Annotated in this window: 26 protein-coding genes; 10 read left to right on the top strand and 16 right to left on the bottom strand. The window is 64.3% G+C overall.

The genetic code is table 11. The annotated features are described in order from the left end of the window. Positions 1–131: 131 nt before the first annotated feature. The 4 genes from ACPPVR_RS19025 to ACPPVR_RS19010 all read right to left on the bottom strand — a co-directional run bounded on the left by ACPPVR_RS19025 (position 132) and on the right by ACPPVR_RS19010 (position 2,279). The gene (locus ACPPVR_RS19025; protein ID WP_045007971.1) at positions 132–353 is read right to left on the bottom strand and encodes a hypothetical protein; all 222 of its coding nucleotides are present in this window, start codon (positions 351–353) and stop codon (positions 132–134) included. 37 nt (positions 354–390) lie between these two features. Next, the gene (locus tag ACPPVR_RS19020; protein ID WP_426615685.1) at positions 391–624 is read right to left on the bottom strand and encodes a hypothetical protein; all 234 of its coding nucleotides are present in this window, start codon (positions 622–624) and stop codon (positions 391–393) included. Positions 625–821: 197 nt separating this feature from the next. Next, complete coding sequence (gene ldtR, locus ACPPVR_RS19015) at positions 822–1,340, bottom strand: transcriptional regulator LdtR (protein ID WP_007603420.1); 519 nt, start codon at positions 1,338–1,340, stop codon at positions 822–824. Between the two features lie 435 nt (positions 1,341–1,775). Next, complete coding sequence (locus ACPPVR_RS19010; RefSeq protein ID WP_426615684.1) at positions 1,776–2,279, bottom strand: DUF6163 family protein; 504 nt, start codon at positions 2,277–2,279, stop codon at positions 1,776–1,778. A 136-nt stretch (positions 2,280–2,415) separates the two neighbouring features. Here ACPPVR_RS19010 and hemB point away from each other — a divergent pair, with 136 nt between their 5' ends. From hemB to ACPPVR_RS18990, 4 genes are all read left to right on the top strand, one after another. Beyond that, a complete protein-coding gene (gene hemB / locus ACPPVR_RS19005) occupies positions 2,416–3,477 on the top strand; it encodes a porphobilinogen synthase (protein ID WP_426615683.1) in 1,062 nt (353 codons plus the stop codon). A 170-nt stretch (positions 3,478–3,647) separates the two neighbouring features. Continuing rightward, complete coding sequence (locus ACPPVR_RS19000) at positions 3,648–4,199, top strand: RDD family protein (protein WP_426615682.1); 552 nt, start codon at positions 3,648–3,650, stop codon at positions 4,197–4,199. Positions 4,200–4,318: 119 nt separating this feature from the next. Beyond that, positions 4,319–5,095, top strand: coding sequence for an arginyltransferase (locus tag ACPPVR_RS18995; RefSeq protein WP_354137805.1), 777 nt, complete (start codon positions 4,319–4,321; stop codon positions 5,093–5,095). A gap of 90 nt (positions 5,096–5,185) precedes the next feature. After that, positions 5,186–5,620, top strand: a complete 435-nt coding sequence (locus ACPPVR_RS18990) for a hypothetical protein (RefSeq protein WP_426615681.1) — start codon at positions 5,186–5,188, stop codon at positions 5,618–5,620. Positions 5,621–5,641: 21 nt separating this feature from the next. Here the strand turns inward: ACPPVR_RS18990 and ACPPVR_RS18985 are convergent, their stop codons facing one another. Then, positions 5,642–7,006 carry an Nramp family divalent metal transporter gene (locus ACPPVR_RS18985; RefSeq protein ID WP_426615680.1) on the bottom strand — a complete coding sequence of 455 codons (1,365 nt, stop codon included), beginning with the start codon at positions 7,004–7,006 and terminating at the stop codon, positions 5,642–5,644. Positions 7,007–7,175: 169 nt separating this feature from the next. Between ACPPVR_RS18985 and ACPPVR_RS18980 the strand changes: the two genes are divergently transcribed. Next, entirely contained in the window at positions 7,176–8,420 is a 1,245-nt protein-coding gene (locus tag ACPPVR_RS18980; protein ID WP_426615679.1) for an MFS transporter, read from the top strand. Here the strand turns inward: ACPPVR_RS18980 and ACPPVR_RS18975 are convergent. Next, on the bottom strand, positions 8,417–9,676 hold the full coding sequence (locus ACPPVR_RS18975) for an adenylate/guanylate cyclase domain-containing protein (protein WP_426615678.1): 1,260 nt from the start codon (positions 9,674–9,676) through the stop codon (positions 8,417–8,419). The two genes, ACPPVR_RS18980 and ACPPVR_RS18975, sit on opposite strands and share 4 nt — an antisense overlap. Before the next feature lie 163 nt (positions 9,677–9,839). Between ACPPVR_RS18975 and ACPPVR_RS18970 the strand changes: the two genes are divergently transcribed. After that, the gene (locus ACPPVR_RS18970) at positions 9,840–10,997 is read left to right on the top strand and encodes an MFS transporter (protein ID WP_426615677.1); all 1,158 of its coding nucleotides are present in this window, start codon (positions 9,840–9,842) and stop codon (positions 10,995–10,997) included. A gap of 31 nt (positions 10,998–11,028) precedes the next feature. Next, positions 11,029–11,220, top strand: coding sequence for a hypothetical protein (locus ACPPVR_RS18965; protein ID WP_426615676.1), 192 nt, complete (start codon positions 11,029–11,031; stop codon positions 11,218–11,220). On the opposite strand, the gene ACPPVR_RS18960 is transcribed toward ACPPVR_RS18965, so the two are convergent. The 3 genes from ACPPVR_RS18960 to dmeF form a co-directional block, all read right to left on the bottom strand. Then, positions 11,217–12,095 (bottom strand): DMT family transporter, encoded by an 879-nt coding sequence (locus ACPPVR_RS18960; RefSeq protein ID WP_426615675.1) that lies wholly within the window; start codon positions 12,093–12,095, stop codon positions 11,217–11,219. The genes ACPPVR_RS18965 and ACPPVR_RS18960 overlap by 4 nt on opposite strands. Before the next feature lie 83 nt (positions 12,096–12,178). Next, positions 12,179–13,015: an N-acyl homoserine lactonase family protein gene (locus ACPPVR_RS18955; protein WP_426615674.1), complete on the bottom strand. Its 837-nt coding sequence runs from the start codon at positions 13,013–13,015 to the stop codon at positions 12,179–12,181. Between the two features lie 88 nt (positions 13,016–13,103). After that, positions 13,104–14,063, bottom strand: coding sequence for a CDF family Co(II)/Ni(II) efflux transporter DmeF (gene dmeF, locus ACPPVR_RS18950; protein WP_426615673.1), 960 nt, complete (start codon positions 14,061–14,063; stop codon positions 13,104–13,106). 194 nt (positions 14,064–14,257) lie between these two features. Here dmeF and ACPPVR_RS18945 point away from each other — a divergent pair, with 194 nt between their 5' ends. Beyond that, positions 14,258–15,076 (top strand): chromate resistance protein ChrB domain-containing protein, encoded by an 819-nt coding sequence (locus tag ACPPVR_RS18945; protein WP_426615672.1) that lies wholly within the window; start codon positions 14,258–14,260, stop codon positions 15,074–15,076. Then, on the top strand, positions 15,076–16,461 hold the full coding sequence (chrA, locus tag ACPPVR_RS18940) for a chromate efflux transporter (RefSeq protein ID WP_426615671.1): 1,386 nt from the start codon (positions 15,076–15,078) through the stop codon (positions 16,459–16,461). The genes ACPPVR_RS18945 and chrA overlap by 1 nt, the downstream gene beginning before the upstream one ends. Before the next feature lie 105 nt (positions 16,462–16,566). Here the strand turns inward: chrA and ACPPVR_RS18935 are convergent, their stop codons facing one another. Beyond that, complete coding sequence (locus tag ACPPVR_RS18935) at positions 16,567–17,313, bottom strand: hypothetical protein (RefSeq protein WP_426615670.1); 747 nt, start codon at positions 17,311–17,313, stop codon at positions 16,567–16,569. A 63-nt stretch (positions 17,314–17,376) separates the two neighbouring features. After that, positions 17,377–17,778 (bottom strand): DUF1622 domain-containing protein, encoded by a 402-nt coding sequence (locus ACPPVR_RS18930; RefSeq protein WP_426615669.1) that lies wholly within the window; start codon positions 17,776–17,778, stop codon positions 17,377–17,379. A gap of 358 nt (positions 17,779–18,136) precedes the next feature. Here ACPPVR_RS18930 and ACPPVR_RS18925 point away from each other — a divergent pair, with 358 nt between their 5' ends. Continuing rightward, on the top strand, positions 18,137–18,622 hold the full coding sequence (locus ACPPVR_RS18925; protein ID WP_426615668.1) for a hypothetical protein: 486 nt from the start codon (positions 18,137–18,139) through the stop codon (positions 18,620–18,622). A gap of 154 nt (positions 18,623–18,776) precedes the next feature. Here the strand turns inward: ACPPVR_RS18925 and ACPPVR_RS18920 are convergent, their stop codons facing one another. From ACPPVR_RS18920 to ACPPVR_RS18900, 5 genes are all read right to left on the bottom strand, one after another. After that, positions 18,777–19,205: a nuclear transport factor 2 family protein gene (locus ACPPVR_RS18920; RefSeq protein ID WP_426615667.1), complete on the bottom strand. Its 429-nt coding sequence runs from the start codon at positions 19,203–19,205 to the stop codon at positions 18,777–18,779. Between the two features lie 864 nt (positions 19,206–20,069). Then, positions 20,070–21,620 carry a GMC family oxidoreductase gene (locus tag ACPPVR_RS18915; protein WP_426615666.1) on the bottom strand — a complete coding sequence of 517 codons (1,551 nt, stop codon included), beginning with the start codon at positions 21,618–21,620 and terminating at the stop codon, positions 20,070–20,072. Between the two features lie 4 nt (positions 21,621–21,624). Next, on the bottom strand, positions 21,625–23,172 hold the full coding sequence (locus ACPPVR_RS18910) for an ABC transporter substrate-binding protein (protein ID WP_426615665.1): 1,548 nt from the start codon (positions 23,170–23,172) through the stop codon (positions 21,625–21,627). A gap of 254 nt (positions 23,173–23,426) precedes the next feature. After that, positions 23,427–25,688 carry a DNA topoisomerase IV subunit A gene (parC, locus tag ACPPVR_RS18905; RefSeq protein ID WP_426615664.1) on the bottom strand — a complete coding sequence of 754 codons (2,262 nt, stop codon included), beginning with the start codon at positions 25,686–25,688 and terminating at the stop codon, positions 23,427–23,429. A gap of 60 nt (positions 25,689–25,748) precedes the next feature. Next, a complete protein-coding gene (locus ACPPVR_RS18900; RefSeq protein WP_426615663.1) occupies positions 25,749–26,027 on the bottom strand; it encodes a hypothetical protein in 279 nt (92 codons plus the stop codon). Positions 26,028–26,030: the final 3 nt, after the last annotated feature.

The raw sequence follows: 26,030 nt of genomic DNA, 5'->3' as shown, positions 1-26,030 counted from the left end.
ATATGGTGGGGATGGAAGCAAACAGGCGACCGGGCGGTCCTATGGAACCGCCCGCGCTCTGATCTTCCTGAAGGGTCCGCTTCGGACCTTAAACGCCCAATCAGGGCCCGTTGGTGGTGGCCGGCGTGCCTCTACAGCCCGGTGTACCCCGCCTTCACCGGGTCGACGGTACCGTCGAGCTGGCGCAGATAGGTCAGCCCGCAAACCGTCAACCTGTGGGTGTCCTTCTCGCCGGCTTCCATCAACGTGTTGAGGTAGTTCGTCACCTTGGCCCGCGCCTCTGCGCTCGCCGCGGAGGTGCGGTTTGCGAGCAAATCATAGGTCTGCATGATGCGGTCGATGGCGGCTTCCATGGCACCCTCTGGTTCTCTTGGATGTTGGGAGTTTTGATCAGGCAGCTCTGGCACCGAACTGGGCCTCGAACCTGGCGATCGCCTTGTTGGCGAGCCTGATCTTATTGAATTCACTGCGCTGGATCAGCTTGATGATGATCTCGAGCAGGCGCTCATTTGTGACGAGCGTGTCGGGGATCGCGCCGGAGCGGCGAAGGTAATTCGCGGCGATGGCATAGGCATCGCTTACGAGCTCGACGTTCACAGCGTGCAACCCGCGTTCGACCAGCATCGCATCCTCCGATCCGAGGACATAACCACGGCGCCGGGAACTGGTTCCGCTCGGCGGGCTGATTTTTTCGCAACTGCAAAACGACAAAACGCACCGGTCCGGAGAGAAGCCGGGCCGGCGCGCTTGGGGAAGTGAGGTACGCTCGCGAGGCTCGCCGGTCTTGTTGGGCCGGCTTGGCCTTCGTCCTTCTTAAAAACTCAGAGCCGATACAGGATCTGGTCGGTCCAGAACCGCTCGAGGCGGTGCAGCGACTTGTTCAGGGTCGAGAACTCCTCGCCCGAGATGCCGCCGACCTGTTCAACGGTCTTGACGTGCTTCTGGTAGAGCGAGTCGACGATGCGGCGGACTTCCTGGCCCTGCGGGGTCAAGCGGATGCGCACCGAGCGGCGATCAACGCGCGAGCGCTGATGATCGAGGAAGCCGAGCTCGACGAGCTTCTTCAGATTGTAGGAGACGTTGGAGCCGAGATAGTAGCCGCGCGTGCGCAGCTCGCCCGCGGTCAGCTCCTTGTCGCCGATGTTATAGAGCAGGAGCGCCTGCACGGAATTGATGTCGGCGCGGCCACGACGATCGAACTCGTCCTTGATCACGTCGAGGAGACGGCGATGCAGCCGCTCCACCAGAGTCAGAGCTTCCAGATAGAGCGTCTGCACCGAGCCCTGCTGGCCGGAGACGCGTTCCGCGGTATCTGCCGCAGTTGCGACGGCTTTCATCATGACACTTCCCCTGTTGTCGTTTTTATCGACACTCATTCGACGAAACTTGTGTCCCGTCTGATAGGTGCAACTTAAGGGGAGGCGTTTGAAGATCGGCTTAAATAAGAGAATAAAGAGATCATGAATTTAAGACAGTGAATTGCTGATTAAGCCTGTGCCACAAGCACTTTTCGCAACCCTCTGTTGACCGTCGCAAGGTCTTGTTCACCCTCCGTCCGACCATTGTGTCGCATTCCAGAACAGCCCCGCCCCGTTTCGAAACGCGCGCGTAACAGCTGTGGCGGATCGCGCTAGGTCAACGAAAAGTTACCTCGAATTTTACGCAACGAGTCGTCAACCAAGCGCGCGTGAAACCTCAAATGTCCCGGAGCTGAACAGATCGCGGGATCGGGTCAAGCGAAGCGAAACCCATCCTACAAGATGCCTGCGCGAGCGCTATGGCGGCCGTTCGCGCGCGGCCATCCAGGCGAGTGCGAGATAGGCGGCGAGCATAAAGGCTTCGACACCCACGACGACCAGGCTGCCGCCATAGATCCCCGGGAACATCAGCTCGATCACCGCCATCGAGACCACGGTCGTCAGCCACACCACCGCGCCCCAGGGCGTGGCGAGCCAGAGACCGACGGCGGCGACGAGCTCGATCACGGCAAAGTAGATGGTCGAGGCCTGCCAGGCCATCGACTGGTTTTCGAACGCCTCGTCCTCGCCGCCGACGAAGCCCGTCACTTGCGCCCAGTGATAGAGACCCTTGAGGATCGACAGCAGCGCCATCACCCGCAGGAACAGCACCAGCCGGCGCGTCCAGACATTGTCGTCGGACTCCGGGCGCTCCGACGAGATCGCCGCCACCGACATGGCATTGTCCCTGGCATTGTCTCGGGCGGCGTCCCTGGCGTTGGCGCTGTCGCGGGCCGCATCGCGGGTGGAGATATCGGACATGCCCCCTTCTGGCTGGTTCGCCCCGCAAAATCAATCGCCTGCAAAGTCACTTCAATTCTGCCTTGCGGCAGGTCAAGCCGCGGTGACGGGAACCATGCGAGCTGGTATAAGAATAATTCCAGCCGGAGGAAGAGTGATGGCGATCAAATACGGACGTCCGATCGAACTGCGCGAGGTCGCGCGCGGGACCGGCACGGGCGCCTCCCCTGCCCTCGATCTGACCATCCGCCCGCGCCGCAACCGCAAGGCCGAATGGGCCCGGCGCATGGTGCGCGAGAACGTGCTCACCACCGACGATCTGATCTGGCCGCTGTTCCTGATCGACGGCAACAACAAGCGCGAGCAGATCGCCTCGATGCCCGGCGTCGAGCGCCTCAGCGTCGACCAGGCCGTGCGCGACGCCGAGCGCGCCATGAAGCTGACCATCCCCTGCATCGCGCTGTTTCCCTATACCGACCCGACCCTGCGCGACGAGGAAGGCTCGGAGGCGACCAACCCGAACAATCTGGTTTGCCAGGCGGTGCGCGCGATCAAGAAGGAGTTTCCCGATCTTGGCATCCTCTGCGACGTCGCGCTCGATCCCTTCACCAGCCACGGCCATGACGGCCTGATCACCGACGGCAAGATTTTGAACGACGAGACGGTCGCTGTTCTCGTGCGTCAGGCGCTGGTGCAGGCCGAGGCCGGCTGCGACATCATCGCGCCGTCCGACATGATGGACGGCCGCGTCGCCGCGATCCGCGAGGGGCTGGATCACGCGGGGCTGCTTGACGTGCAGATCATGGCCTATGCGGCCAAATACGCCTCCGCCTTCTACGGCCCGTTCCGCGACGCCATCGGCTCGGCCAAGACGCTCACCGGCGACAAGCGCACCTACCAGATGGACAGCGCCAACACCGACGAAGCGCTGCGCGAGGTCGAGCTCGACATCGCAGAGGGTGCCGACATGGTGATGGTGAAGCCCGGCATGCCCTATCTCGACGTGGTACGGCGCGTGAAGGACACGTTTGCGATGCCGACCTTCGCCTACCAGGTCTCCGGCGAATACGCGATGATCGCGGCCGCCGCCAACAATGGCTGGCTCGACGGCGAGCGCGCGATGATGGAGAGCCTGCTCGCCTTCAAGCGCGCCGGCGCCGACGGCGTGCTGAGCTATTTTGCGCCGAAGGCAGCGGAGAAGCTGCGGACGCAGGGGTAAGCCCCTTCGCCGGGACGACACCGGGAGTGTGGCGCCCGGCACCACCCTCACATCTCCAGCCGCCGCGGAATCGCCGGAATATTTCGGCTTGTTACCACCAGCGCGCCCTTGGCACGGGGATGGCATGTTCCCATGTCCTGCCACGGGAGTTTTCCCTGGGAGGACGGACGATGTCGTATTCGGACTCGGGCAATTCAGGCGGTCAGTCGGGCGCCTGGCGCAGTGACGGCGCGGCCCATGCCTACGATCCCTATCTGCATCCGGAGCTGTTCCGCGGCGTGGCAACGCGGCGCGCGTTCGCGTTCCTGATCGACATGGTCGTGATCTCCGTTCCGGTGATCCTCGGATACCTCTTCATCGCCGTGTTCGGCGTGGTCACGCTCGGCATCGGCTGGGCGCTGTTCTGGCTGGCCTGGCCGGCCTCCGTGGTCTGGGCCATCGTCTATTACGGCGCCTGCATCGGCGGTCCCTCGTCCGCGACGATCGGGATGCGGGTGATGGATCTGGAATTGCGCACCTGGTACGGCGCGCCCGGCTATTTCGTGCTCGGCGCGACCCATGCCGTGCTGTTCTGGGTGACGGTGTCGTTCCTGTCCCCCTTCGTCGTTCTGGTCGGACTGTTCAATGGCCGCCGGCGCCTGCTGCACGATTTCGTGCTGGGAACGGTCATCATCAACAATTCCGTTCGGGTGCCCGTGTCTCAGGCGGCCAGAACCACCTGATCAAGAACCTATCAACCAGGACCGGCTAAGCTGTCTGATCTGACCTGCCGAGCAGAGCAATTGACCGGAGGCTTTCGTAGCGCGATGCTGAGACCCACTTTGGAGGCCCACGACGTCCCTTGACCCAGCACTCGCGCGACACCCCCCAATTTTACCTCACGGCGCCCTCGCCCTGCCCGTATCTGCCGGGCAGGCATGAGCGCAAGGTGTTTACGCACCTCGTGGGTGAGCGCGCCGGTGACCTCAACGACCTCCTGACCCATGGCGGGTTCCGCCGCAGTCAGTCGATCGCCTACCGGCCGGCCTGCGACCAGTGCCGTGCCTGCGTCTCGGTCCGGGTCGTCGCCAACGAGTTCCGCCCCTCCCGCAATTTCCGCAAGGTGATGGCGCGCAACGCCGACATCGTCGGCGAGCAGCGCAGCGCGGTGCCGACCTCCGAGCAATATTCGGTGTTCCGCGCCTATCTCGACTCCCGCCACCGCCACGGCGGCATGGCCGACATGACCGTGCTCGACTACGCCATGATGGTCGAGGACAGCCATGTCGAGACCCGCATCATCGAGTACCGCAAGCGCGGCCCCGACAGCGGCATCACCGGCCGCGGCGAGGAGCTGATTGCGGTCGCGCTCACCGACGTGCTCAGCGACGGTCTGTCGATGGTCTATTCGTTCTTCGAGCCGGGCCAGGTCAGCCGCTCGATGGGCACCTTCATGATCCTCGACCACATCGCCCGTGCCCGCCGCCAAGGCCTGCCCTATGTCTATCTCGGCTACTGGATCGAGGGCTCGAAGAAGATGGACTACAAGGCCCGCTTCCTGCCGCAGCAGCGGCTGGCACCATCAGGCTGGCTGCGCATCGACGCGCAGGGGGATGCCGCGTCCGAGCCGCAGGATTAAGGGACAGTGCGTGGACGTCGCGCTGCGAGCAGAGGCACACCTACGCCGTCGATGCTATCTACCCTCCTCGCCCTACCTGCATTGATCCTCATGGCGAACGTTGAGGCCCATGCCTGCAACGCAGGCTACAACGACTATTACGGTCGCTGCATTGAGATCGTGCCTCCTTCCAAAAAGCTCACGACTTTCCTCAAGGATTACGGCCAGCAGGTCAATCAGGCTGGTGAGGTCTCGGACCTCTTCGCTCCCAACGTTCTCCTGTTCGACAAGCCCGAGCTTGGCCGCAAGATCATTCACACGTGGCGGCGTCCAAATGCCGACATCGAGTCCGAGGCCACGATCGAGGACGTTCTCCCCGATTTCTACGTCGTGACAGTGCGCGTGTACGAGGGTCCGACGTCATGCGGGATCGAGGAGTTCAAGCAGAAAGGACCGAAGACGACGTTGCGGGGTTACGTGCCGAAAACCAGCCCACAGGGACTGCCGTCGCTTTGGAAGTTCAAGCACATGAGCGGGCTCTGCTAGCTGTCGCGCTTCCGAGCACCTTCACCCGAACAGCGCATCCACCAGCAGCTTCACGTTCAGCACCACGATCACGCCCGCGACGATCCACGCTAGCGCGGTGACCCATGCGGGGATCGCGAACTGGCCCATCTTGCGGCGATCCGAGACGAAGCGCACCAGCGGAATGACTGCGAAGGGCAATTGCATCGACAGCACGACCTGGCTGAACACCAGCAAATCCGCCGTGCCGCGCTCGCCATAGATCGCGGTGACGATGATCACCGGAACGATGGCGATGCCGCGCGTCAGGAGGCGGCGCGCCCAGCTCGGCAAGCGCAGATCGAGAAAGCCCTCCATCACGATCTGGCCGGCGAGCGTCGCCGTCACCGTCGAGTTCAGGCCCGAGGCGAGCAGCGCAATCGCAAACAGCGTCGAGGCGATGCCGAGGCCGAGCAGCGGCGACAGCAGCTCGAAGGCCTGGCCGATCTCGGCGACGTCGGAATGGCCGCTTTTGTGAAAGGTCGCGGCGGCGACCACGAGGATCGCGGCATTGATGAACAACGCCAGCATCAGCGCGATGGTCGAGTCCGTCGTCGCCCATTTGATCGCCTCGCGACGCCCCTCGTCGTTGCGCTCATAGGCACGCGTCTGCACGATCGAAGAATGCAGGTAGAGATTATGCGGCATTACCGTCGCGCCGATGATGCCGATCGCGATGTAGAGCATTTCAGGATTGGTGATGATCTCGGCCTTCGGCATAAAGCCGTGCAGGACATCTGCGACCGGCGGAGCCGCGGCCACGATCTGGACCGCGAAGCAGACCGCGATCACCGCAAGCAACGCCATCACGAAAGCTTCGAGCAAACGGAAGCCGCGGTTCATCAGGAGCAGCAGCAGGAAGGCATCCAGTGCAGCAAGCAGCGCGCCGCCAATCAGGGGAATGCCGAACAACAGCTTCAGCGCAATCGCGGTGCCGATAACCTCGGCCAGATCGCAGGCGACGATCGCCGCCTCGCAGGCGAGCCAGAGCATGAAGTTCGTTGCCGGCGAATAGGTCGCGCGGCAGGCCTGCGCGAGGTCGCGATCGGTGACGATGCCGAGCCGTGCTGCCAGCGCCTGTAACAGGATCGCCATCAAATTCGAGAGCAGGATGACGGAGAGGAGCGTGTAGCCGAACCTCGATCCGCCGGCGAGGTCGGTCGCCCAATTGCCGGGATCCATGTAGCCGACCGACACCAGATAGCCCGGTCCGACGAAAGCGAGCAGCCGCCGCCACCACACCCCGGCCGTTGGGACTGCGACGGAGGCATTCACCTCGGCCAGGCTCTTGGTGGTCGGCGCGTCGGCGCGCCAGCCGTCGGCGTCTTGGGTCACATCTTGGGTCAGATCGGGCGATCGGGCATCCATGCTCGCACAGTACCGGAGTTCGACCTTATTGCAACTCATTTGCAACTGCATCTAGCCGCGTCGGTTCCCGCCTCGGCCCGGTTAGGCCCGGCGCTGTCGGGAAGCGGGTGGGTTTGGCCGTCGTCGGAGGCGAACACTGGCGCGAACCCGACTTTGCAGGAAATGAGCCATGTCAAATGCCCCGCACCTTCCCGACACCTTCAACCGCCTCGCCTGGTCCAACCTCGCGGCGCAGTCGGCCGAGCAGGTCGCGCTCGCCGCAGCCCCGATCGTTGCGGTGCTGACGCTCGGCGTCGCCGAGGGCCAGACCGGCCTGTTGCAGACAGCCCTGACCCTGCCCTTCGTTCTGTTCGCCATCCCGGCCGGCCTGCTGGCCGACCGCATCTCCCGCCGCTCGCTGATGGCGGGCGCCGAGGCGCTGCGGGCCGCCGCGCTCGCCGCCATCGTGCTGCTGCTCGCGCTCGGTGCACTCAATCTGTCGCTGCTGGCGCTGCTCGGCTTCACGGCCGTGTGCGGCACCGTCGTCTACAGCGTGGCCGCGCCGGCGCTGGTGCCCTCGCTGGTGAACTCGGACCTGCTGCCGGCTGCCAATGCGCGCATCGAGCTTGCGCGCACCATTGCCTTCGCCAGCGGCCCTGCGGTGGGCGGCGCACTGGTCGGCTGGTGGGGCGCGAGCCCGGCCTTCGGCTTTGCCGCGGCGCTGTCGGCCATCGCGGTGGTACTGCTCTCCGGCATCTACGAACCCGCACGCACGCCTTCGCCGCGGCGTCATCCGTTCCAGGACATCCGCGAGGGCGCGGCCTTCGTATTTCACCACGCGCTGCTGCGGCCGGTGTTCATCACCCAGTTCATCTTCAACACCGGCTGGTTCTTGCAGATCGCGGTGTTCGTGCCCTACGCCGTGCGCCATCTCGGCCTGACTGCGGCCGGCGTCGGCACGGTGCTGACGATGTACGGCGTCGGCATGGTGATCGGCGCGCTGCTCGCGACCCGCGTGATGAAGCGCATCGCCTTCGGCACCGTAGTCGGCCTCGGCCCGGTCACCGGCTTCGTCGCATCCGTGGTGATGGCGCTGACGGTGCTGATCCCCTCGCCCTGGCTTGCGGGCCTGAGCTTCTTCCTGCTCGGCGTCGGACCGATCCTGTGGGTGATCTCGACGACGACCCTGCGCCAGTCCGTGACGCCGCCGCGGCTGCTCGGTCGCGTCTCCGCCATCAACATCATGAGCTACGGTGCCCGCCCGCTCGGCTCGGCGTTGGGAGCGATCGTCGGCGGGTTTTACAGTGCGGAAGCGTGCCTCTATCTCGCGGCCGCCGTGTTCGGCGTGCAGGCACTGGTGATCTGGCTCTCGCCGGCGGTGGCATTGGATCGGCAGCCGGACATGGTGGGGGACGGCGCGGCGGCGCGGGGCTAACCCGCCAGATACCGCTCGTAACTCCCCGTCACCGGCTCGCTCACGTCGACCTCCGGATCGAGCGTGTAGAGATCCTGCGCGCGGCCGATGCCGCGCAGCGCGTAGCGGCCGGTGGAGACGAGATAGCGGCGGCCGGCGGCGTCGAGGCCCTTGTAGAATTCCGCCGACGCCAATAGCTCGCGATCGACCGAGCGGCTCATCGAGGCGATGCGGCTGACCTCGTTCACGGTCGGGCCCACCACCGTGAAATCGAGCCGGTCCTCGCTGCCGATATTGCCGTAGAAGACCTCGCCGACATGCAGGCCGATATAGGCCGATGTTGTCGGCCGGCCATCGGCTTCCCGGCGCGCGTTCAACGCCGCGACGTTCTTGCGAAACAGATGCTCGGCGCGGAGCCCGGCGCGGCGGGCATGCGCCATGTCCTCGCCGGTGAACATCGCGAGCACGCCGTCTCCGATCAGTTTCAACACGTCGCCGCCGGCGTCGTGGATCGCGTCGATCACGGCTTGCGCATAGTCGTTGAGGAACGGAATGATCTCGTCGGGGCCGATGCTCTCGCTGATCCCGGTCGAGCCGCGCAAATCCGAGTACCACAGCACGGCGTTGATGCGCTCGGTGACGCCGCGCGAGATGCGCCCGCCCAAGACCTGTTCGGAGGCGCCGCGGCCGAGATAGACGCGGCCGAGCGTGCGCGCGATGTCGACCTGCTGCGCCGACTTGACCGCGAGCCCCAGCACCGGCACGAGATCGCGCAGCGCGACAAGCTCTGGTTCGGAAAAGCCGCTTTCACGCCGCGTGGTCCAGCAGGAATAGAGGCAGTCCATCAGGCCGAGCGCGCCATTCTCGCCGAAGCGATGCACGAAGGCGAGATAGTGGCGGTGACCCTTTTCGGCGAGCTCGCCGATCTGCGAGAAATCCATCGACGGCGCGTCGGCAAGGTCGATCACCATCTCGTCCTGGCCGTGCTCGAGCATGTGGAAGAACACCGAGCGGCGCCAGTTCTTGGCCGCGTCGCCTTCGGCGGTCGAGCCGTATTCGACCACGTCGCCCTCGTTGCTGGGACGGTCGCTCCAGCGGAAGGCGCGGCCCTCATAGATCGGATGCAGCGTGTCGATGATGACGAGCCCGCGCGAGAGTTCCAGCCCTTCGGCGCGGCAGCGCTCGCAGAACCCGCGGAGCAGTTCGTTTTCAGGCAGGCCCGTGAGCCCCTGGCCGGTCAGCCAGTTCATCAGCGCGAGGCGCGAGGTCAATTGCATGCGCCATTATGGCGTGCATTCGTGACGAGCGAAAGGCCGCGCGGCGTCGCGCAACCAAGGCTCCCGCCCGCAGCAGGTCGAATATGCCGCGGACGCGGTTGACGCGCGCGCGCCGCGGGCTGCAAATGCAACCGATGACACCGCCGACCAGAAACAACGGGATATGAGCCAGCGCCAGCTTCCGATCATCCTGGCACTCGGCACCACGCAGACCCTGGCCTGGGCCTCGAGCTACTATCTGCCGGCGCTTCTCGCCGATCCCATGGCGCACGATCTCGGCGTCTCCTCGAACTGGATCTTTGGCGCGTTCTCGGCATCGCTGGTGATCTCGGCCATGCTCGGTCCGCGGATCGGGCGGCAGATCGATCTCGTCGGCGGCCGGCAGGTGCTGTCGGCCTCGAACCTGACTATCGCGGCCGGCCTGGTGCTGCTCGGCGTCTCGCAATCGGTGACGGTGATGGCAATCGCCTGGCTCGTGCTCGGCCTCGGCATGGCGATGGGGCTCTATGATGCCGCCTTCGCCGCGCTCGGCCGCATCTACGGCACCGAGGCGCGCAGGCCCATCACCGGCATCACGCTGATGGCGGGCTTTGCCTCGACCGTCGGCTGGCCCCTCACCGCCTGGGGGCTTGCCCATATCGGCTGGCGCGATACCTGTTTTGCCTGGGCGGCCGCCAACATCCTGATCGGCCTGCCGCTCAACTTCTTGGTGCTGCCGGCGATCAAGGGCGCCAAGCCGGCGGCAGCAACGGCGGAAAAGCCGCATGTGCCGCTCGACCGCACCATGATCCTGCTCGCCTTCGTCTTCGCCGCGGTCTGGACCGTCACCGGCGCCATGGCCGTGCATTTCCCGCGCATTCTGGAGACCATGGGCGCAACGCATGTCGAAGCGATCGCGGCCGGCGCGCTGATCGGACCGGCGCAGGTGGTGGCGCGCATTCTCGAAGCGGGCTTTCTCAGCCGCTTCCATCCACTGTGGTCGACGCGCCTCGCCTGCCTCACCCACCCGATCGGAGCTGCCGTCGTTGCCATCTTCGGCGCCCCCGCCGCGAGCGCCTTTGCGCTGCTCCACGGCTCGGGCAACGGCATTTTGACGATCGCGCGCGGCACGCTGCCACTGTCGATCTTCGGCCCGAAGGATTTTGGCTACCGCCTCGGCGTCATCGGCGCGCCGGCGCGGATGGCGCAGGCGGTGGCGCCGCTGGCTTTCGGCCTGCTGATCGACGTCATGGGGACCAAGGTGCTGATGGTCTCGTCAGCGCTCAGCCTCTCGGCACTGGCGGCGCTGTTCCTGATCCGCGCGGCGCCGCGGCCGGATTGACCGCGCGGCGGCTTTCGCGCACAAGCGGACCATGACCGAAGACAACCGTCCGCCCCGCACGTTCAAAGGCCTCTTGCGTTGGGCGGTGACGCCGCCGCAGGCCTGGGGCGTCTATCTCCTCGCCATCATCCTGGTCTGGCTGGTGTCCTTCTACGCCGGCAGTCTGAAGCCGAAGAAGACACCGGACGCGAGCCCGCCCGCGGTGACCGCGCCACGGAGCTAGGCCTTCTTCGTTTCGCTGGTCGCGATCCAGATGCCGGCGAACACCGCAACCAGCCCGATCAGAAGGTTTGGCGTGATCGGCTCGCCGATCAGCAGCGCCGCCAGCATGGTGGCCGCGATCGGATTGACCGTCATCGTATTGGCAACTCGGGTCGGCGTCGCGCGCGCCAGCGCCATGACCCAGAGGATGAAGGCGAGTGCACCGCCGCCGGCGCCGAGATAGATGCCGGCAATCCACTGCGCCGTCGTGAAGTGATCGAACGCCGCAAAGCTGCCCTTCAACAGGCCCGCAATCACCAGGACGGCGGCACCCGCGCCCATGCCGACGGTGAGAAAGCCGAGCGCGCTAGAGCGCTGCATCAGCGGGCGCGACAGCACGTTGTAGAACGCCATGCAGAACACGGCGCCGGTCATGATCAATTCGCCGCGCCATGCCCCGGGCGGGCTCTGCGCAAGGCCCGCCGCCAGCGCTGCCGCCACGCCGAGCATGGCGATGCCGACGCCAATGATCTTGCGCAGTGTCAGCCGCTCCACGCCGAGAATTGCGCCGACGACCATGGTGTGGAGCGGCAACGTCGCCAGCGCGAGACTGGCGCGCGCCGCGGTCGTGTAGGAGACCGCGATATTGTAGAGGATGAAGAACAGGCCGAAGAAGCAGATGCCGAGCAGCGCTACGGCCGGCCAGTCTGACCGCTGCGGCCAGCGCACACAGAGCAGCAGCGCACACGGCAAGAGGCAGAGAAAGCCGATCCCCCAGCGCAGGATCGCGAGCAGGACTGGATCGGCGCCGACGACGAGATAGCGGGTGACCGCCGCGGCGGTGCCGCCGATGCTGCTCGATGCCAGCGCGATCGCAACCCCGAGCCATTCCCCCACAATCGTCTCCTGTTCCGGAGCATTGGTGGGGCGATAGCACACCCCTGCTGCCACCCTGGTGGCAGCAGGGTCGTTGCGGAATGCTACTCGTAAAACTCCGGCGACATCTTCTGGCTGTCGCGCTGGGCCTTGTCGTGATTGATCCAGAGCTGCGCCTTCTCCTTGCCGAGCGTCTCGGCGATCTTCTGCATCGAGGCGAGCGACTGGTCCTTGCTGACATTGTTGACGGGAACGCGGCGGTTCTCCCAGTTGCTCTTGAAGTGGGCGGCGTCACCGGACAGCACCACGGCGCCGGTCTTCGGCAATTTCACCAGCAGTGACTGGTGTCCCGGCGTGTGGCCGGGCGTCGACAGCACGGTTATGCTGCCGTCGCCGAACACGTCCTTGTCGCCGCTCAACAGCTCGACCGGATGCGATGGCTTGAAGCGCGGCTCGTTGTTTGTGCCGGGCCAGTCATATTCGGCCTTCTGCACGTAGAGGGTCGCCTGCGGGAACATCTCGACATTGCCGATATGATCGGGATGGGTATGCGAGACGCCCATCGCCTTGATGTCGGAGGGCTTGACGCCGATCTGCTCGAGCTGGGCTGCGAGCGTCTTCGGCCGCCGCCACGTGACCGCCTTGGGATCGGCAGGCGCAAGCCCGTTCGGCATCGACGCTACCGCGTCGGGGATGCCGGTGTCCCACAGGAACCAGCCCTGCTTGTGCTTGATGAGATAGCAGCTGTCGACGAAATCCATCGACTGGCCTTCGTTCACCCCGGGCGACCAGCGCCCGATGTCGCCGGCAACGCCCTCGCCGCAATTGAGGATGTAGAGCTTCTCGACCCCGGGCTTTTCCGACTGTGCCACGGCCGTATGGCCGGACAGCGCGAGCGCGGCGACGGCGAGAGCGAGCGTGATCTTCATGATCCCTGGCATGATCCTTGGTGCCTCCTTGCAGCGGGGGAATGCTGCGACCGGGGATCAACCCCGGCCGCGCCGCGGAATTCCGCGCCCGCCGATCACGTTAATGCGGGCAGGTCTCGACCTCGACGGTGACGTGGCTGAGCCCCTTCAGCCCGGCGAGGCGCTTCTTGTAGACGGCCGGCTGCTTCGGCTGGTCCGACACCAGCGAGACCAGCACGGCGCAATGGCCGGGACCGACCCGCCAGAGATGCAAATCGGTGACGCGGTCATCGCCGACTTCCATGCGGATACGAATGGTCCGCTCCAGCTTCTCGTCCGCGCGCACGTCGAGCAGCACCGCGCCCGCGCTATTGACGAGCCCGAACGCCCAGCTCGCGATCACCGCGCTGCCGATCAGGCCGACGGCGGGATCCGCCCACACCCAGCCCGAATACATCGCCACGACCAGCGCGCCGATCGCCAGTACCGAGGTCGCGGCATCCGCCATGACGTGGACATAGGCCGCGCGAAGATTGTTGTCGTGATGTTGGTGGTGATGGTGATCATCGTGATCATGATGGGCATGGCCGTGGCCGTGATCATGACCGTGATGATGGTGATCATGGCTGCCGCGCAACAGCCACGCGCTGGCGAGATTGACGCAAAGGCCGAGGGCTGCCACCGCAATCGCCTCGCCATAGACGATCGGCACCGGCGTGAACAGCCGCAGCACGCTCTCATAGGCGATCTCGACCGCGATCAATCCCAGAATGATCGCGCTGGAGAAGGCGGCGAGATCGCCGAACTTGCCGGTGCCGAAGGTGAAATGCGAATTCCCCAGGTGCCGCCGCGCAAAACGGTAGGCGAACGCTGCAATGCCGAGCGCCGCCGCATGCGTGCCCATGTGCCAGCCATCGGCGAGCAGCGCCATCGAGCCGAACAGCGAGCCGGCGACGATCTCGCCGACCATCATGATCAAGGTCAGAACCACGACCAGCCAGGTGCGCCGCTCGTTCTCGTCGTGCTTGTCGCCGAGGAAGGCGTGGTCGTGGGTCCATTGGTCGACCGAATGGGAATGCATCGTAAAGTCTCCGAAAGGTCCGGTCCGTTGACCGCAATATAGACGTGCGGGGCGTCTGGGCAAAATCGAGGAAACGAGCCGATTGACAGCTCGGCGTGGTTTCGCTGTAATGGCGTTCATGGGGATTTGAGCGATCTCCCCACGAGGCGACATGCCCAAGTATCGCGTCCCGTTTGATCTTACGAGGGCGCATCATGTCTTCCTACACAACGATATCTGCTGACAAATTGGCACGGCTGATCGGCACGGCGAACGCCCCTGCCCTGATCGACGTGCGGACGGACGAGGATTTTGCCGCCGACCGGCGGCTGATCCCGGGCTCGATCAAGCTCAGCCACGAGAACGTTCCGGACTGGGGCGGCGACTTCGCGGGCCGTTCCGCGATCGTCTCGTGCTTCCGGGGCGAAAAGCTCGCGCAGGGCACCGCAGCGTGGCTCCGGCAGCTCGGCGTCCAGGCCGAGACGCTGGAGGGCGGCTTCGAGGGCTGGAAGGCGGCAAAGCTGCCGCTGGTGGACGCGACAAAGCTGCCGCCGCGCGACTCCAAGGGCCGCACCGTCTGGGTGACACGCGCGCGGCCGAAGGTCGACCGCATCGCCTGCCCCTGGCTGATCCGCCGTTTCGTCGATCCCGACGCGGTGTTCCTGTTCGTCGCGCCCTCCGAAGTGGTCGCCGTCGGCGAGCGCTTCAACGCAGCTCCCTTTGACATCGAGAACGTGTTCTGGAGCCACCGTGGCGAACTCTGCACCTTCGACGTGATGATCGAGGAGTTCGGGATTGCGACGCCGTCGCTGCTCCGGCTCGCGACGCTGGTGCGCGGCGCCGACACCGCCCGGCCCGACCTCGCACCGGAGGCCCCCGGCCTGCTCGCGGCCTCGCTCGGGCTGTCGCGGATGTATGACGACGACCTCGAACAGCTCGAGGCCGGCATGCTGCTCTACGACGCCTTTTACCGCTGGTGCCGCGACGCCACCACCGAGACCCACAATTGGCCGACCAACAAGGCGAAGGCGTAATGGATACGCGTAGCTTTCAAGCAGGAGCTGATGCCGGTCACGGCATCAGCTTCAGTGAAGCGTTTCGCGTCTGGCTGCGCGTCGCCTGCCTCAGTTTTGGCGGGCCCGCGGGCCAGATCGCGGTGATGCACCGTATTCTGGTCGAGGAGAAGAACTGGATCTCCGAAGGCCGTTTCCTGCACGCGCTGAACTACTGCATGCTGCTGCCGGGACCGGAGGCGCAGCAGCTCGCGACCTATGTCGGCTGGCTGATGCACCGGACCGCCGGCGGATTGATGGCGGGCGGGCTCTTCATCCTGCCCGGTATCATCGCCATCATGGGCCTGAGCTACGTCTACGCCGCCTACGGCAATGTCAGCTTCGTCGAGGCGCTGTTCTTCGGGCTCAAGGCCGCCGTGCTCACCATCGTCCTCGAGGCCGTGGTGCGCGTCGGCAAGCGCGCGCTGAAGAGCCGTATCATGATCGCGCTCGCCGCGATCGCATTCGTCGCGATCTTCTTCTTCGCCGTCCCCTTCCCGATCATCATCATCGCGGCCGGCGTGATCGGCTATGTCGGCGCGAGAACCGGTCGGCCGGAATTTGCCCCGGCCGGTCACGGCCATGGCGGCAGCAGCGCCGTGATCGACAGCATGCTCGGCGACGCCGTGCCCGATCACGTCCGCCCCGATACCGCGCGCGCGATCCGCGTCGGCGCGCTCTGGCTTGCGCTATGGCTCGCACCGGTGATCGCGCTGCTTTTGGGCCTCGGACAGGCCAGCGTGTTCAGCCAGATCGCGCTGTTCTTCTCAAAGATGGCGCTGGTCACCTTCGGCGGTGCCTATGCGGTGCTGGCCTATGTCGCCCAGCAGGCGGTCGAGCATTATCACTGGCTGAAGCCGCACGAGATGCTCGACGGCCTCGGCATGGCCGAGACCACGCCGGGCCCGCTGATCATGGTGCTCCAGTTCGTGGGCTTCATGGCCGCCTATCGCGATCCAAGCGGCCTGCCGCCGATGCTCGCGGCGACGCTCGGCGGCCTGCTCGCGACCTGGGTCACGTTCACACCCTGTTTCCTCTGGATCTTCGTCGGCGGCCCCTACATCGAACGCCTGCGCGGCAACACGGGACTCGCCGGCGCGCTCAGCGCGATCACCGCCGCCGTCGTTGGCGTCATCCTCAACCTCTCGATCTGGTTCGCGCTGCACACGCTGTTCCGGGAAACTGTACCGGTGCATGCGTTCCCGTTCGCCTTCGACAGGCCCGTGCTGACCAGCGTCGATGTGCCGGCACTGCTGCTGTCAATCGCGGCCGCAACCGCGATCTTCCGCTTCAAGCTCGGCATGCTCACGGTGCTCGCGGGTAGCTGCGCAGCGGGCGTGGCGTTGCGGATGGTGGGGGTGATTTAGGGCGTGGACACATTGGTCCGCCGCGTCCGGTTTGCTATTGGAAGCGACGTTGAAGCCGACAGGGCTCCATGGCGGCCTTGGGCCGGAAGCCGAAGTCTCCGATACTTATTTCATTGCGGCCAAGGTTTCCGCCACCGCGAGATTGCTCACTCGAATTAGGCCGATGCTCGGGTAATCCAGGTCGATAGTCATCCATAGAGCGACCGCCAAGACGACTCCATAAACAGAGTCGAGCACAGAAAACCGGCGGCCTACGCGCCCGTTGCCGAAGCCCACGATACCAAGGCTGATCGCCGCCGTTCCCAAAAGCAAAGTCATGATCGGAATCGGCAGATGCCTCCTTGCCATAGCCAGGTGCACCGAGTGCAGGTCGATGACGTCGTTGATGGGCGGCAGAACTACTGCCATCAACGGTGCGTTGTCACGAGTGGCCAGAAGCGCGGACCGCCACATTCGTTCGTGCAAGGCGCTTATCTTCGCGAGCAACGGCTCAATTTGGTCGCGCCCTTCGCGGCTCAGCAATACTACCCGATCGGCAGTATACTCTTTTATCGCTGCCTTCAGTTCACCGCGCTGGGGTTCGGCGATGGCGTCAGCTCTCAAGTACGCGGTACCGAGCGCGTTCGCCTCTTTCACCACGATGTCTACTCGGTCCACGAAGCGGGACGCTGCCCCAGAAAACGAAAAGCCAACCAAAAACGCAACCAGAGCACCGGTCGATGCACGAATGAGGGCTACTTGTCGATCGAAAGGTTCATCGGCCGAGCGAGTCAGTGAACCCAACCAAAAACCCACCTCGTGAGCGCCGATGACACCGGCTATCAGACCTATTGCGACCAGCAACTCAGTCATCGTAGCCTCCCCTGAACGAACCAGGCTTGGAGCTTCGTCTGGCTCTTTGAGCAAAACGGCGACCTATCCGCTGCCCTCGCGTTCGATTTGAGCAGTGGCGGCCAAGTCTCGCTGCCACGGCCAGCGGCCTTCTATCTCAAGCACCAACGTCCAACTCAGAAAGGTGCGCACCAGGACCAGGCCGGCCAACAGACCGAGGCTCGTAAATGTCAACTCGATGGCGATCGTTTTGACGATATCGGCCGCGACCAATACTTCGAGGCCAAGCAGGAGCGATCGGCCGATGCTGATCTTGTAGCTATCGTATCGCGACGAGCCTGCACTTCCAAGGAAGTATCGGCTGGACCAGATGATTCCGGCAACGATGACGAAAATGCCGAAGATCTCGATGCCAACGCCGACGAGATGGATCCACTGGCTGGCAGTAGTCTCGAAAGAGGGCGAGTGGTCGATATCGGAAGTCATGCTTCAGGTTTCCATGGCCTGCTTCGATGCGCCGCGACGGGCACGGCTACCGAGAATGATGGAGCTTGCAGAGTTCCCGAGCAGATAGTTGTAGCTGCTTTCCACCTGAACCGTTGATCAGGATCAACGCACGGTTTCAAATTTGGGTTTGGGCCAGAGGGGCGATGGTGCAGTTGTTCGTTCAGATGAACGGCGCGGTTGATCTAGATCAAGCACGTAGCGCTGCCCCGCGCGACTCTTCGGAAGAGTGACATTTCTTTTCAGGCAAGTTGACTGAGGCGGACATTCGTTAACCTCTGCAACACGTCTGCGTTGGGATGATCCACTCCGGACATTGCCTTGCCGAAGGGGAAATTCGATGAGCGATGACCAGGACAAGCAGCGTTCCGAGGCGGACGCCCAACTTGAACGCGAAATCCGCCAGAGTCGAAAGTTCACTGCACAAGAAGCCATGGGACGGATGATTGGCCCGGGCGCGATGAAAGGCGGGTCCGCGGTCCCCAGAGGGCAAGAAGCCGAGACGGCGATCGGGACATGGCTGAGAACCAACCTCACGGATTCGACGGGAGCTTTGCAGGCGCTGCTGCACCGTCGGCTCAAGGAAAGCGCGCTGCTGCTCAACAACCTTGATCAGCCGCTGGTTGCTTTGGCAGATTACTGCAAACAGGTTCTCGCCTCGGATTATCATTTGGCAGAACTTGTCCGCGAAGCCGATGTGGAATGGGGGCGACGGTTGGACGAGCGGCCCCATTTCAACAGAGAAGGCTCTGCACCACACCCGGATGACCCCTATACGAACGACTCCGTTCGCAGGGCGTTGTGCGAAATCCTGAGCAAGCTTTAGGTGACAGGCGGGAAAACCGGACCTCGGAGATGAACGTCGGCAAGTCCGCTTGAGGTCATGAGCTGAAGAAGCTCTCGGCAAGCATCGCGAGTCCGCTTCACTCCGATGAGCAGCTCTTCAGCTCCGGGCCAACTGACTGGCCTGGTTCGCTAGTTCATTTCGGGACCGGCGAGCCGTGGTGCTGAGCGATCAGCCATTGGCCATCGACTTTCACCAACGCGAGCGTCAAACGGTAGGGGATCACCGTGCCGTCTTTGAGGATGAAACTCGCAAAACCGGAGCTGAGAAGGACATTTGATCCCACCGCAATGGCTTGTTGGTCGCCCATCTTTGCCTGGATGCCTGGCGGAAGCTTGCTGAAGTAGGTACGCACGCCCTCCGAGCCGGAGAATAGCTGGGCAGTCGATCCAAAAAGCGTCGCATCCTTGCTATAGAGAGCGACGAACTTGTCGGCATCGCCCGAATTGTAGACCTGCTCCCACTGTGATCTGGCCGCCGCAGCGTCTTCGTTCGGTCCGGCCTTCGCGAGTTGCGGCGACGACAAACCAATGACAATCAGAAAAACGGCCAACAGCCTCTGCATAGCGGTCCCCCCATAATCGGTGTGGTTGCAGGCTGCGCGAGCCTGCACCGGAAATTTCGGCCCAATTCATCAAAGCACGTTCAGCCACTGGCAGGCTACAGCCATTGTCCGAGTTGGGTCAAACTCGATTGCCCGTCGGGCAGAAACAGCCGCACTGCCGAACCTCGTGACCTGTCAAGCCCCATCAATCAAGATATTCCACTTTACCGAAATTCGGATTTGTCGTACAAGCGAAACACCCTGGCCCGAGACAAGGGGCGGATCGCGATCGTCACGAACCGCGGGCCGAGGTGCGATGGACGCGACGGCGTCGGGCGCGATCGGCATTGCAGGGCGGCCTTGGCCGTGAGCAATGGTCTTCGCGCGAACGACACGACGTCGACAGCGTCTTCGCATGGCTTCGGGCGTGAGCACACGCCAGCTCCCGAAGTCCCAGCGAAGACGTGCGCGGACGAAGAAGTCGTGTGGTCCTGACGCCCGGAGCCTGTGCGTCAAGTCTTGCGGTGATGTGGCGGCCCGACCGGGCGCGCGCATCAGTCATCCGCAACGCGACGGGGGCAATAGTGCATCGCTCCCCGGGGAGAGCACGAAGTAAGCCGTAAACCACCGCGCAGGGAAGGCCGGACGATCCGGCGAACCTATGGTCTACCCCGTGTGCATTTCTATGGCGCACGGACCTGCGGGTGCCAGCCGGCGCCCGGCCTTCCCCGCGCCCTTTCTTTAAAGCGGGCGTGAATTGGAGAGTAAACCTCGGGCACAATGCGCCGCGAGAAGGCGATGGTGTGTCTGCTATTTGAAATGTGAATTTGAGGCCGATGGCCTGGCCGCTTGCTCCGTCATTGCGAGCGGAGCGCGCGTGACGGATTAGCACTTCCGCATCATCATCCGCGCAATCGCCTCGCCGATCACCACCGTCGTGAAGTGGGTGTTGGCCCGGCAGTCCGACGGCATGATCGACGCGTCAGCCACGCGCAGGCCCGCGATACCCTTCACCGTGCCGTCAGGATTGACCACGCCATCGGCGTCATTGACGCCAGTCATGCGGCAGCTGCCGGCAGCGTGCTGGATGTCTCCAGTTTCACGGCGCAGCAACACGTCGAGCTCATGATCCGGCAACGCTGCTGCCTGCGGCAGCGTCAGGTCGGTGTCGGTCAGCCGTATCCAGTCGGCGATGCCGGCCAGCGCCGGCTGGGCCGTGATCACGGCCAGTCGTTTCACCGCGTCCTTCATGCGCAGCATGTCGCGGGGATCGGCCAGCATATTCTCCTCGACCATCGGATCGATGCCAGGATCGATCGAAGCCAGTTTCAGTGAACCACGCGAATACGCGTTGAACAGCCCGGCGCCGATCGCCCCGGGCACACCGATGCCGCGGTGGTTGAAGGCGATCAGGATCATGTCGCGCTTGCCGCCATCGGCGAGACCAGAGGAATAGGTCACGCAGCAATTGGTGTGGCGGGTGTCCTGATCGGTCGGCCGGAGACTCTCGTGAAGCTGAATGGTTGCGCGAAACAGCGGATGGTCGAAGAAGTGCCGACCGACCGGTAGGTCTCGTTCGACCGCGATCCCCATCGCTTTCAACTCGTCGGCAGGTCCGATGCCCGAGCGCAGCAGGATCGCCGGGCTGTGGATGGCGCCGGCGCAGAGCACGATCTGGCGCGCGCTGATCTCGCTGGTGCCCTGGCCCTCGATGTGAACGCGCAGGCCGGTCGCCCGGCCATCGCTGATCAGCACGCGATCGACCAGCGCCTTGCCTCGGATCTCCAGATTGGAGCGGCCGCGCGCGGGCTCGAGATAACCCTCATTGGTGGTGATGCGGCGGCTGTCGCGGCTGTTGATGGGATAGCAGGCCACCCCCTCGCCGTCCGGACCGTTGACGTCCGCGCACCAGGGATAGCCGCTCGCCAGCGCCGCATCGCGCAGGCCCCGATCAATCGGGCCCCATTTTTCGGACGGCGCGCGATAGACCGGCAACGGCCCGCCGCGGCCATGTCCTTCGACATCGCCAAAATCGAGATCATCCTCGATCACCGAGAACAGCGGCATCACGTCCTTGGCCGACCAGCCGGTGCAGCCATTGGCCGCCCATTCGTCGAACGCGTCAGCAACGCCGCGGATCGCGATCTGGCCGTTCATCATCGATGAGCCGCCAAGCCCCTTGCCGCGCCAATAGAAGCGCGGCTCCTGCTCCGCCACCCGGCGGGTCAGCAGATGCGGCCACTGCCACTTCTCCTGGTATTCGCGCTTGTGGATGATCGGGATCGGATTGGGCGTCCTCACCTCCCAGGGCGCCTCGTCGGCGCGCCAGTCGAGACCGGCTTCGAGCAGCAGCACGCGTCGTGCGGGATCCTCGGAGAGCCTTGCGGCAACAGCGGCGCCGGCCGAGCCGCCGCCGACAACAATGACATCGTACATCGCGTTACTTCTCAACGTTCCAGAACACCGGGATGGCGGACGGTATCAGACCGCGCAAAGTCGCGCGATAGGCGGGCTGGGCAAACTGGCCCCACGGAATAGCCGGCGCCTGATCGTACATGATGCTCTGGATCTCGCCCGCGATTGTCTTGCGATCCTCCTCGGCAGGCGCCTTGGCGAAGGCTTCCATCAGCGGCGTGATGCGCGGATCGCATTGCCAGCCGGTGAAGTCGACGCAATTGAAGGCGACCATGACGTTGGTCAGGGGCGAGCCGAGATCGAACCCGCCGGCATGAACGCCGTAGACGCTCCAGCCTTCCTTCTTGGCGCGGCGCGCCAGCACGCTCGCCCAGTCCATGACCTGGAGGTCGACGTTGAACCCGGCCTGCTTCAGCCGCTCGGCCAGCACCTGCGCCGAGACGCGCGGGGCTTCGAGATCGTTGGCTTCCATGACGACTACGGGCTCGCCGGCATATTTCGTCGCCTTCAGCGCCGCCCGCGCCGCCTCGATCGACGGACTTGCCGCAGCTTCAATGCCAGCCTTGCTGTCGTAGGTGGTGCCGCAGGTGAAGAACGTCGCGCAAGGTGCGGCGTATTTGGCATCGAGGCCGAGCGCGTCCAGCACTTCGCGCTGATCAACCAGCTTCCACAACACGCGCCGGATCGCCGGATCGTCGAACGGCTTTGATGCGGCGTTGAGGCGATAGGCGCCTGCAAACATGTTGCCGCCGGTGAAATTGACGAGCTTCACGCGCGCGTTCTTTTCCAGCGCCGGCAGCAGATCGAACGGCGCGTACTGCATGAAGTCGATTTCGCCGGCCTGGAGCGCGGACGCCGCCGTCGAGCCATCGGGAATGACGCGGATCTCGAGTGTGTCGACGTTGACGCGCTTGCCGCCCGCGAGGAAGTCGGCGGGCTCGGAGCGCGGCACGTAGTCGGTGAATTTCTTCAGGATCATGCGATCGCCGGTGCGGTGATCGGCCTTGCTGTAGACGAACGGGCCGGAGCCGATGATCTCGGTGATACGCTGGTCCCCGGGCGTCTTGGCAATGCGCTCAGGCATCATGAACGCGACGGGGCTGACAGGATTGCCGAGGGCGTCGATGACCAGACCTGAAGGCTCTTTCAGCGTCAGCACGAACGTCTTGGCATCCGTCGGCGCGAGCGAGGCCGTGATGGCGAAAATACGACGGCCGAGCGCGCTGCGCGTGCCCCAGCGCCGCAGCGACGCCACGCAATCGGCCGCGGTGACCGGCTGACCATCGTGCCACTTCAGTCCGTCGCGCAGCGTGAAGCTGTAGGTCAAGCCATCGGCTGAGACTTTCCAGTCCTGCACCATCTGCGGCTTCACGTCGCCCTTGGAGTCCTTCGCGAACAGCGTGTCGAACACCATGTAGCCGAACGTGCGCGAAATGTAGGCCGTCGAGAAATGCGGATCGAGCGTGACGATCTCCGCTTCAAGCACCGCAACGAGATTGCCTGCCGCATGCGCGGGCGCCGCCACCAACGCGAGCGCGAACAGCGCCGGAATGAAAGTCTTCAGTTTGGACATTGGTGCCTTTTGCCTTTGGACGAGCCGTTTGCGGTTCGCCAGGAAAAAGCAATGTTCGTGCCCATACGGCAGAGGCACGTATGCGCTCACGACTATCTGCCACGCGTTTGCGCGTCACAACTTCGGTGTCATCGCCCGCGAAAGCGGGCGATCCAGTATTCCAGGGACTGCGCGATGATCAGGAAAAGCCGCGGCGTACTGGATGCCCCGCCTTCGCGGGGCATGACACGGATGTTGCGGCGACGGCCTGCGCCCTACCCGATCACTCGCCCGAACTTGTTCGACTTCGGGAATCCCTTCGGCGGCAGGCGGCCGGCGTCGGCGCGGGTGCCTTTCCACTCGGCGAGTTCCTTCATCGTCGCCGAGAACTCGCGGCCGGCAGAGTCTTTCCAGGTCAGTCCCGCCTTGGCCTCGAACACGGCGATGTCGGAGAGGCCGCCGTCCTTGTACTTCTGCAGGCGCACGCCGCGGCCGCGCGCCATCTCCGGCACGTCCTCGCCAATCGGGAAGATCAGCATCTTGCGGTTCTCACCGATGACCGCGATGGTGTCGCCGAGCACCTCGGTGATCGCGCGCGCCTCGTTCGGCATGTCGACGTTGAGGACCTGCTTGCCCTTCTTGGTCGTGCCGACGCAATCGTCCTCGTTGACGATGAAGCCCTGGCCCTCGTGGCTCGCGACCAGGAATTTTCGACCGCCCTTGTTGACGAACAGCGCGACGGGAGCTGCCTCCTGCTCGAGGTCGATGAACAGGCGGATCGGTTCGCCATGGCCCCGGCCGCCCGGAAGCTTTGCGACGTCGAGCACGTAGAATTTTCCGTTGGTGGCGAACAGCAGCAGCTTCGAGGTCGTCTCGGCGAAGAACGCCAAGCCGAGCTTGTCGTCCTGCTTGAAGGTCAGGCCCGAGAGGTCCTCGACATGCCCCTTCATGGTGCGGATCCAGCCCTTGTCGGAGACGACGACCGTCACCGGCTCGCGCTCGACGAGGGCCTCCTCCATCGCGGCAAGATCGTGCTCGGGCGCGTCCGCAAAGCTGGTGCGACGCTTGCCGAGCGGCGTCTTGGGCCCGAACATGTCGCGGACCTTGCCGACCTGCTCGGCGACCTTCTTCCACTGCTCGGGCTCGGAGGCGAGTAACGCGTTGATGCCCTTGAGCTCGCTGCGGAGGTTCTTGTCCTCGGTGCGGATTTCCATTTCCTCGAGCTTGCGCAAGCTCCGGAGCCGCATATTGAGGATGGCTTCGACCTGTACCTCGGTGAGCTTGAACGCCTTCATCAGCGCCGGCTTCGGCTCATCCTCGGTACGGATGATCCTGATCACCTCGTCGAGGTTCAGATAGGCGATCAGGAGACCGCCGAGGACTTCCAACCGGTGCTCGATCTGCACCTTGCGAAAATTGGTGCGGCGGATCAGCACGTCGCGCAAATGATCGAGCCATTCGCGCAGGCACTCGGCGAGCCCCACCACCTTGGGGACGCGACCCTTGATCAGCACGTTCAGGTTCAGCGGAATTTTGTTTTCGAGCTCGGTGAGCCGGAACAGCGATTCCATCATCAGCGCCGGATCGACGTTCTTCGATTTCGGTTCGATCACGATACGGACGTCTTCGGCCGACTCGTCCCTGATATCGCCGACCAGCGGCAGCTTCTTCTGGTCCAGCAGTTCGGCGATCTTCTCGATCAGGCGCGACTTCTGCACCAGAAAGGGGATCTCGGTGACGACGACGACCCAGGTACCGCGATTTCCCTCCTCTTGCTCCCATCTAGCGCGGACGCGGAACGAGCCGCGGCCGGTGGTGTAGGCTTCAGCGATGGCCTGCTTGGAATCGACGCAGATGCCGCCGGTCGGGAAATCCGGGCCCTTGACCCACTTCAACAGCGCCTTGGATTTCGCGTCGGGCTTCTCGATCAGATGCAGCGCGGCCTCGCAAAGCTCGGCGGCGTTGTGCGGCGGGATCGAGGTCGCCATGCCGACCGCGATTCCCTGCGCGCCGTTGGCGAGCAGGTTCGGGAAGCCGCCGGGCAGCACGACGGGTTCTTTCGACTGGCCGTCGTAATTGGGACGGAATTCAACGCCGTCCTCGTCGATGCCGTCGAGCAGGAGCCGCGCGACATCGGTCATGCGCGCTTCGGTGTAGCGGTAGGCGGCGGGATTATCGCCGTCGATATTGCCGAAATTGCCCTGGCCGTCGACCAGCGGATAGCGCGAGGAAAAGTCCTGCGCGAGGCGCACCATGGCGTCGTAGATCGCCTGGTCGCCATGCGGATGGAACGAACCCATCACGTCGCCGACGATTTTCGCGGATTTCTTGAAAGCCGTGCCCGGATCGAGCCGGAGCAGGCGCATGCCGTAGAGGATACGCCGGTGCACCGGCTTCAGGCCGTCGCGCGCATCCGGCAGCGCGCGGTGCATGATGGTGGAGAGCGCATAGGCGAGATAGCGCTCTTCCAGCGCGTCCCGCAGCGGCACCTCGTGAATTTCGGCCGGTTCTTCCGGCGGAATCAATCGTTTTCCCATGCCGCCCGGTTAAACCGTGGAAGCGAATCGGGCAAGGATGGATTGGTTCCCCGTGGGCTTCTACTGCCCTGCCCAACCGGCGGTAACGATCGGCTGGACCTTGGCCTGAGCGGTCACCGGCGCGTTGGCCACGCAGCGCCGGGCCACCTCGATTTCAGCCTCCGTCGCGCCCTTGGATCGCGCCCATGTCTCTGCGGCCGCAGCGGAATATTTCGCCACATAGTACCGGACCACGGTGCAGGAGGCCCGACGAAACACGCCCGGTTGCGGCTCGCCGGCCATCGCGTCCGGCGCAAAAGCAAGGAGTGCCGCGGTCAGCGCAAATCCTTTGATCAACATTTA

It is taken from the genome of Bradyrhizobium sp. McL0616 (genome assembly GCF_049993385.1).
Classification (GTDB): domain Bacteria; phylum Pseudomonadota; class Alphaproteobacteria; order Rhizobiales; family Xanthobacteraceae; genus Bradyrhizobium.
Note: the sequence above shows the minus strand (reverse complement) of the source record. Positions and strands in the feature narration are given on the sequence as shown.

Coding starts and splice junctions, on each gene's coding strand:
- ACPPVR_RS19025 (WP_045007971.1), bottom strand. CDS start 353: ATGGAAGCCGCCATCGACCGCATCATGCAGACCTATGATTTGCTCGCA.
- ACPPVR_RS19020 (WP_426615685.1), bottom strand. CDS start 624: ATGCTGGTCGAACGCGGGTTGCACGCTGTGAACGTCGAGCTCGTAAGC.
- ldtR (WP_007603420.1), bottom strand. CDS start 1,340: ATGATGAAAGCCGTCGCAACTGCGGCAGATACCGCGGAACGCGTCTCC.
- ACPPVR_RS19010 (WP_426615684.1), bottom strand. CDS start 2,279: ATGTCCGATATCTCCACCCGCGATGCGGCCCGCGACAGCGCCAACGCC.
- hemB (WP_426615683.1), top strand. CDS start 2,416: ATGGCGATCAAATACGGACGTCCGATCGAACTGCGCGAGGTCGCGCGC.
- ACPPVR_RS19000 (WP_426615682.1), top strand. CDS start 3,648: ATGTCGTATTCGGACTCGGGCAATTCAGGCGGTCAGTCGGGCGCCTGG.
- ACPPVR_RS18990 (WP_426615681.1), top strand. CDS start 5,186: ATGGCGAACGTTGAGGCCCATGCCTGCAACGCAGGCTACAACGACTAT.
- ACPPVR_RS18985 (WP_426615680.1), bottom strand. CDS start 7,006: ATGGATGCCCGATCGCCCGATCTGACCCAAGATGTGACCCAAGACGCC.
- ACPPVR_RS18980 (WP_426615679.1), top strand. CDS start 7,176: ATGTCAAATGCCCCGCACCTTCCCGACACCTTCAACCGCCTCGCCTGG.
- ACPPVR_RS18975 (WP_426615678.1), bottom strand. CDS start 9,676: ATGCAATTGACCTCGCGCCTCGCGCTGATGAACTGGCTGACCGGCCAG.
- ACPPVR_RS18970 (WP_426615677.1), top strand. CDS start 9,840: ATGAGCCAGCGCCAGCTTCCGATCATCCTGGCACTCGGCACCACGCAG.
- ACPPVR_RS18965 (WP_426615676.1), top strand. CDS start 11,029: ATGACCGAAGACAACCGTCCGCCCCGCACGTTCAAAGGCCTCTTGCGT.
- ACPPVR_RS18955 (WP_426615674.1), bottom strand. CDS start 13,015: ATGCCAGGGATCATGAAGATCACGCTCGCTCTCGCCGTCGCCGCGCTC.
- dmeF (WP_426615673.1), bottom strand. CDS start 14,063: ATGCATTCCCATTCGGTCGACCAATGGACCCACGACCACGCCTTCCTC.
- ACPPVR_RS18945 (WP_426615672.1), top strand. CDS start 14,258: ATGTCTTCCTACACAACGATATCTGCTGACAAATTGGCACGGCTGATC.
- chrA (WP_426615671.1), top strand. CDS start 15,076: ATGGATACGCGTAGCTTTCAAGCAGGAGCTGATGCCGGTCACGGCATC.
- ACPPVR_RS18935 (WP_426615670.1), bottom strand. CDS start 17,313: ATGACTGAGTTGCTGGTCGCAATAGGTCTGATAGCCGGTGTCATCGGC.
- ACPPVR_RS18930 (WP_426615669.1), bottom strand. CDS start 17,778: ATGACTTCCGATATCGACCACTCGCCCTCTTTCGAGACTACTGCCAGC.
- ACPPVR_RS18925 (WP_426615668.1), top strand. CDS start 18,137: ATGAGCGATGACCAGGACAAGCAGCGTTCCGAGGCGGACGCCCAACTT.
- ACPPVR_RS18920 (WP_426615667.1), bottom strand. CDS start 19,205: ATGCAGAGGCTGTTGGCCGTTTTTCTGATTGTCATTGGTTTGTCGTCG.
- ACPPVR_RS18915 (WP_426615666.1), bottom strand. CDS start 21,620: ATGTACGATGTCATTGTTGTCGGCGGCGGCTCGGCCGGCGCCGCTGTT.
- ACPPVR_RS18910 (WP_426615665.1), bottom strand. CDS start 23,172: ATGTCCAAACTGAAGACTTTCATTCCGGCGCTGTTCGCGCTCGCGTTG.
- parC (WP_426615664.1), bottom strand. CDS start 25,688: ATGGGAAAACGATTGATTCCGCCGGAAGAACCGGCCGAAATTCACGAG.
- ACPPVR_RS18900 (WP_426615663.1), bottom strand. CDS start 26,027: ATGTTGATCAAAGGATTTGCGCTGACCGCGGCACTCCTTGCTTTTGCG.